This window comes from Nostoc sp. CCY0012 (assembly GCF_963920855.1).
In the GTDB taxonomy this organism is placed as follows: domain Bacteria; phylum Cyanobacteriota; class Cyanobacteriia; order Cyanobacteriales; family Nostocaceae; genus Cyanocohniella.
In genome coordinates, this window is record NZ_CAWUDM010000048.1 from 42,731 (window position 1) to 48,730 (window position 6,000).

Consider the following 6,000-nt stretch of genomic DNA (forward strand, 5'->3'; position numbering starts at 1 on the left):
CAAGTTATGCACAGAGACAATTAATGCCGTCTCTACTAATTCAATGCACTAAATCTCCAGGGTACTGGATCAACACTTTGTCCGTTAACATACAAGCCCCAGTGTAAATGAGGCCCTGTTGAGGCACCTGTGGAACCAACTGTGCCAACTAATTGACCAGCTTTGACGACATCACCTTCTTTGACTTTAATGTCTCTCAGGTGCAGCAAAATACTGGTTACTCCTTGTCCGTGGTCAATACCAACTGTGTTGCCGTGAACCCGGAAACCATCGGATACCCTACCAACTAAGGCAACTGTACCAGCAGCCGGGGCAACTACGGGTGAACCCGCAGCACCAGCGTAGTCAACGCCACGATGGAAGTAGTTCTCTGCAAATTTACCATTATAGTAGCGACGTACACCATAGATGGTAGTAATTCTGCCGCCATTGGGTTTCAGGAATGAACCATTCCAATACTTTTGCGGTGTTTGTAACTCTTTAAAAGCTGCTACCCGCTGGAGTTCATGTTCAGTTGCTTTCACCCCGGCTCGTCCTGGAGGTAAATTAATGCGTTGTAAAGGAAACGTGCGATTACGCAAATTTACTGCCAAGTTTTGCGCTTGACCTCCACCGGAAATTTTCAGGGTTTTAGTTCCCGGTTTATCAAGTGGAGTCGTTGGTATTAACGCCCGATATCTATTAGGGGCAACGGGGAATGCCGGATAAGTTTGGTCACCAATAGCCACAGAGGGAGTACCAACATTGTCTGGATTATCAACATTAATGACCACAGACAGTGTATCCCCCAATTGAGGATTACTGGGAGTTACCTGCGCTTGCAAAGCATTTGCAGGCAAATTCAAAACGACAACCAAGACCGATACCAATATACCAATGAATAAGTAGGTTATTGAGCGAAAGTGCTTTGGGGCTTGGAAACCCAAAGAAGGCAACTGTTGAGGAAGATTTCTGGTGTGATTCTCGATAGTCATAGAGCTATAAATCAAGGCCTTGCTTCTGGTGACAAACAGACTAGTTTATGTAAAGTGATGTTTCCCAACCGCAGCAGATGTTTTTGAATACAGGAAATGATACTAAGTATTGTCAAGCAATATTCTGGTGACCAAACCATACTAAATTTAATCTAGAAAATGGCCAAGGGGAATTATCGTATCTGAACAATTAGAGCAGATGCAAAGCATATTTTGGTCAATTGTGCCATTAAAGAAATAATGGTAAGATTATTTGCCTCTTAGCTTAACCGATACATCTTGGTACTCCAAGTTTCAAACCGCAAACTTTAAAATTTGTATCAAAAAGTCAAAAAATAAATTACTGAGCCGCAATAAAAATTCATAGGTGGAAACGCGCCTCAGGAAAAGGGAAAAGGGTTAAAAGTCTATGGGTGGTAGGTTTTGATGATCTATTGATTTTTTCAGGTACGGGGTAAGTCAGTCAGGGGGAATAAATCAACTTATGTTAAGCAATGTCAAATTATTTTCTAGTTAGCGGCTTTAGTGCTTTTTTTTAGGCGGTACCTACAGGAGATAGAGAGGACTAAAGTCCTCACTACAAACCGTTAATTATTTATGCTTTTTAGATTTGTGCTTTTACGGGAGCAGTATCGACGAGTTTGCCATCTTCCATTTGCACAATTCGGTCAGCAATGTCCAAAATGCGATAATCATGAGTCACCATGAGGATGGTGCAACCTTGTTCTTGAGCTAGTTTGTGCATTAAGTTGACCACATCACGACCTGACTGACTGTCAAGGGCGGCGGTAGGTTCATCTGCTAAGACAATGGGAGGATGACTAACTAAAGCGCGGGCGATCGCTACTCGTTGTTTTTGTCCGCCGGAAAGATTGTCAGGATAATAATGGAGATGATTTCCTAAGCCTACTTGCTCTAACATCAAGGCTGAACGAGCTTGCATTTCTCGTAAGCCAATATGCTGATGCAGTTCTAAGCCCATTCTGACATTTTGCAGTGCTGTCAAACTACCATGCAGATTATGTGCTTGAAAAATATAACCGTTACGTTTGCGTGCCTGTACTAGTTGCTCTGTACTAGCTCCGCAAAATTCTCTTGTCAAAACGCGCAAACTACCAGATTGAGGAGAACGCAAAGCACCCACTAAAGTCAGTAGGGTAGTTTTCCCAGAACCAGAAGGCCCAGTCAAAATAATAATTTCGCCAGATCGAATCTCCAGGTTAATGTTAAATAAAACTTGCCTACGCAGTGAACCTTGCCCAAAGTAGTGGTCGAGATTTTGAATGGAAATAACTGGAACCATTGCAATTTTAAATTTTAGATGTGAGATTTTAAATTTCGCAGATGCCCCATGGTCTAAAACATATCAGCAGGGTCAGCCGATCGCAGTTTACGAGTAGCGATCGCTCCAGAAATAGAACACATGATAATAGTTAAAACTAATACCTGTAATCCCCGTAATACTGTCATATACATCGGCAAATTTGTGGCAGTGCGTGTCATTTGGTAAAGTCCCAAAGATACTGCTACGCCGGGAATAAAGCCCAATGCCGCCAAAATCAATGCTTGTTCAAAGACCACACTTAACATATAATAATTGCGATATCCCAAGGCTTTGAAGGTGGCATATTCTCTGACATGGGCATTGACATCGGTGGAGAGAACTTGATACACGAGAATGACTCCCACAGCAAACCCCATCGATACACCAAGGCTGAAAATGAACCCAATGGGTGAGTTGGTGCGCCAAAAATTGTTTTCAAATTCAATAAATTCTGCGTGGGTCATGACTTTGACATCATCTCGCAGGTAGGCTTGGAGGGCGATCGCTACCTTTTTGGGGTCATGGCCTGGTTTTACTTTGATTAAACCTAGACTAATACTACTGGAGGGGCGTCGGGGAAATAGTCTTAAAAAGTTCTGATCACTGGTCATCAAACTACCATCAGAACCAAAAGAAGCGCCAACGGTGAATAAACCACTAATGGTAATGGTGCGTCCTTCGATTTCGGTGGTCAGTTTTTTGCCTTGATCTATTTGGGCGATGGCCTTGTGATATTCGCCTCTAGCACTACGGTCAAATAAGACGGTATCTGGCAGTTTGATGGACTGTAATTGTTGGTTAACATCCGGTAGATCAAAAACTGGCTTATCTGGATTGAAGCCGATTACTTGCACAGATGTTTGGCGGCGCGTTTGGGGATTTTTCCAGATGATGTTATTAACATACATTGCCTCTGCTGAGTTCACCCCCGGAATATCCATTGCCTGATACAGTCGCCGACGGGAAAACGTGGGCATATTTTGGAGGCTACGAGCTTGGGGACTTGTCAGAACAATATCTGCTTGCAAACTGCGATGCAGTCTAGTGTTACTGTCGTATAATGCAGTTTGAAAACCTATCTGCATAAACATCAAAACATCCGCAAAAGCAATTCCGGAAATTGCCACCAGCAAACGACTTTTTTCGTGACTTAGCTGTAGCCATCCTAGAGGTGTTCGCCGTCGCAGTTGTTTGATTAGACCCATCATACGTAGTGCTAAGTGTTCGGTAAGTGTAAAAGTAAATTGCAGATTTGCACCCAGAAATTTGATGCCCTCGCCACCGTCAGCACCAGAGAAAACATAAATGTCACTGAATTGAGATTTCGTCTACAGTTGAATGACTGTCTTGACTTGCATATTCGTTAAGTTGGCAGCTTTCTGGCTGGAAATTTCATCTAGTCGAATATTCACCTCGACTACTCTGTTATCAATATTGCTGGCAGGGTCAGTGTTAATGACATTCTGCCGACGCACTTGTAAGGCTTTGCGCTCTACTGTACCTTGCAATTCAATGGGGAGAAAATCACCAAATATTTGCACTTTCTGCCCTGGAGATACTTTGTTAATATCGCTTTCGTAAACCTCGGCAATGACATACATTTCGTCGGTTTGACCAATATCAGCAATCCCATCATTAGAGATTAATTCTCCTGGACGGGTATGGATTTCAAAAACCTGACCATCTTGAGGCGATCGCACATAAGCTTGTTGCAAATTGACTTGTGTCCGTTTCATGGCGGCGATCGCTCGATTGATTTCGGCTTTGGCAGCTTCTACATCAACTTGCGGTACCTCAGAAATCCGCTCAAGTGTGGCTCTAGCTTCGTTAATTTGTTGCTGGCCGCTTGTCTGGATACGATTTAACTGGGCTTGTGCCTCTTGAAGATTTTTCCTGGTTGTTTCTAGAGTTAAGCGCTTGCTGTCTCTTTGGGAGGCAGATATGGCTCCTGCTTGATACAACACCTGATAGCGTTCATCTTCTGCTTGGGCGTTACGCACTTCGGCTTGTAATCGGTCAACAGTTGCCTCCTGGGCAGCTATATCACCTTGACGTTCTGCTTCTAAACGCGCAATTGTGGCTTGTTGTGCAGCAATTTCTCCCCGTTGCGCGCCTGCTTGAATACGGTTGAGATTTGCCTGCTCCACTTTCACTTGTTCTTGAGCCTCTTGGAAGGCGGCTTCCCCACTGCTGCGGCTGTCGAGAATTGCTATTACCTGTCCTGCTTTGACTTTATCTCCCTCCCTCACCAAAAGTTGCTCGACACGGCTACCTTCAGAAGAGGCGGTAGCAGAAAGTTTAATTACTTTCCCCTTTGGCTCAATCCGACCTAGGGCTGTTACCGTTTTTAGCTCAGGGATGAGTGCTGCTGGTGCTTGTGCCTGTTGGTTAGCTGTATTTTGAAATTTTAAAACGGTATAAACACTACTGCCAACAACAGTCAAAGATACAATGACAGCGATAAAAAAGGGCGGACGCAGTATTGATTGCGGAGATATTGATCTGTCTAGCTTTGAGTTTTGCACGATAGCATACCTTTGAAGCAATTCCAAATACGCTGATTTAAATGAAACAAAAATTGAATTTTGGTAAATGTCCCGCCTAACTCTCTTTTATCACTCAAAAGAGAAAAAAATCTCATGATTGTCCTGAATTTTAGACATAATCATGGGTTGTGAGTAGATGCATGGGGAACTAATTGTAAGTATCGCAACGTGATTTTTCATTTACATTTAAAGGCTGATGTTGCGAAAATACGTAATTAATTAGAAGTGATTGCTACAGCTACTTTTAAGATGCTCAACAGAATGATCGGTAGACTACAAAACTAAACTGTATAGTTCTATAATAGAATTATACTAAACCGAGTAGTTTAGTCAAGTGATCGGTGGAAAGTGGTGATATTGGGAGATGGAGTGAAATTATTTTCCCCACGACCAATGAATAAAAAATAAGGATGATTTGAAAATGGCACGCTCAAAAGCTGGGGAAATCGACCGCTCAAGTTCAGCAGATAAAATGGAACAGATTTTGCAAGGAGCAATGCAGGAGTTTTTATCTAATGGCTATGCTGCTACTAGTATGGATCGGGTTGCGGAAGCGGCGGGGGTTTCTAAGGCAACGGTATATAGCCATTTTCAAGATAAAGAAAGACTTTTTAAGGAACTGATAGAAAAACTGGCTAGAAAGCGATTTCACTCAATTTTGGGGACACAACCCCTGAAGGGAGAACCCTATATTGTCCTGCGACGGTTAGCAGCAACGGCGTTGGATCAGATGGTCAATGACCGGGAATATCAGTCATTTGAACGGTTGTTAATGGGAGAGTCGGCGCGATTTCCGGAATTAGCGCAGGTGTTTATTTACAGCATTGCCAAACCAGCGATTGAGACTATCAGTAAATATTTAGCTTCTTGTCCTGAATTGAAGATACCTGACCCAGAAGCAACAGCGAGGATTCTCATTGGGTCGTTAGTGCATTTTGTGATTACGCAAGAGATTATGCATGGTAAAGAGATTATGCCAATGGAGAGCGATCGCTTGATCGATGCTTTGACATATTTGATTGTCAATTGTGCTGTAGAGTAAACTGTCCTGACAGACATGATGCTATGGTGAAAAATCCCAACTTCACGGAGGAATAATGACTAAGGAATGTGGATTTAATAAAATACAGAACCTCACCCCCAACCCCTCTCCTTG

The 6,000-nt window shown here is 43.0% G+C and carries 5 protein-coding genes; 1 reads left to right on the forward strand and 4 read right to left on the reverse strand.

What is annotated here, in order from left to right; all coding sequences use genetic code 11:
• Window positions 1-35: 35 nt before the first annotated feature.
• The 4 genes from ACM0OS_RS15610 to ACM0OS_RS15625 all read right to left on the reverse strand — a co-directional run bounded on the left by ACM0OS_RS15610 (window position 36) and on the right by ACM0OS_RS15625 (window position 4,823).
• Window positions 36-974, reverse strand: a complete 939-nt coding sequence (locus ACM0OS_RS15610) for a M23 family metallopeptidase (protein WP_414544104.1) — start codon at window positions 972-974, stop codon at window positions 36-38.
• 604 nt (window positions 975-1,578) lie between these two features.
• Entirely contained in the window at window positions 1,579-2,277 is a 699-nt protein-coding gene (locus ACM0OS_RS15615) for a DevA family ABC transporter ATP-binding protein (protein WP_414544105.1), read from the reverse strand.
• Window positions 2,278-2,330: 53 nt separating this feature from the next.
• Window positions 2,331-3,503 (reverse strand): ABC transporter permease DevC, encoded by a 1,173-nt coding sequence (devC, locus tag ACM0OS_RS15620; RefSeq protein ID WP_414544111.1) that lies wholly within the window; start codon window positions 3,501-3,503, stop codon window positions 2,331-2,333.
• Window positions 3,504-3,626: 123 nt separating this feature from the next.
• Entirely contained in the window at window positions 3,627-4,823 is a 1,197-nt protein-coding gene (locus ACM0OS_RS15625) for an ABC exporter membrane fusion protein (RefSeq protein WP_414544106.1), read from the reverse strand.
• 442 nt (window positions 4,824-5,265) lie between these two features.
• On the opposite strand from ACM0OS_RS15625, the gene ACM0OS_RS15630 reads away from it, so the two are divergent.
• Entirely contained in the window at window positions 5,266-5,886 is a 621-nt protein-coding gene (locus tag ACM0OS_RS15630) for a TetR/AcrR family transcriptional regulator (protein ID WP_414544107.1), read from the forward strand.
• Window positions 5,887-6,000 lie beyond the last annotated feature (114 nt).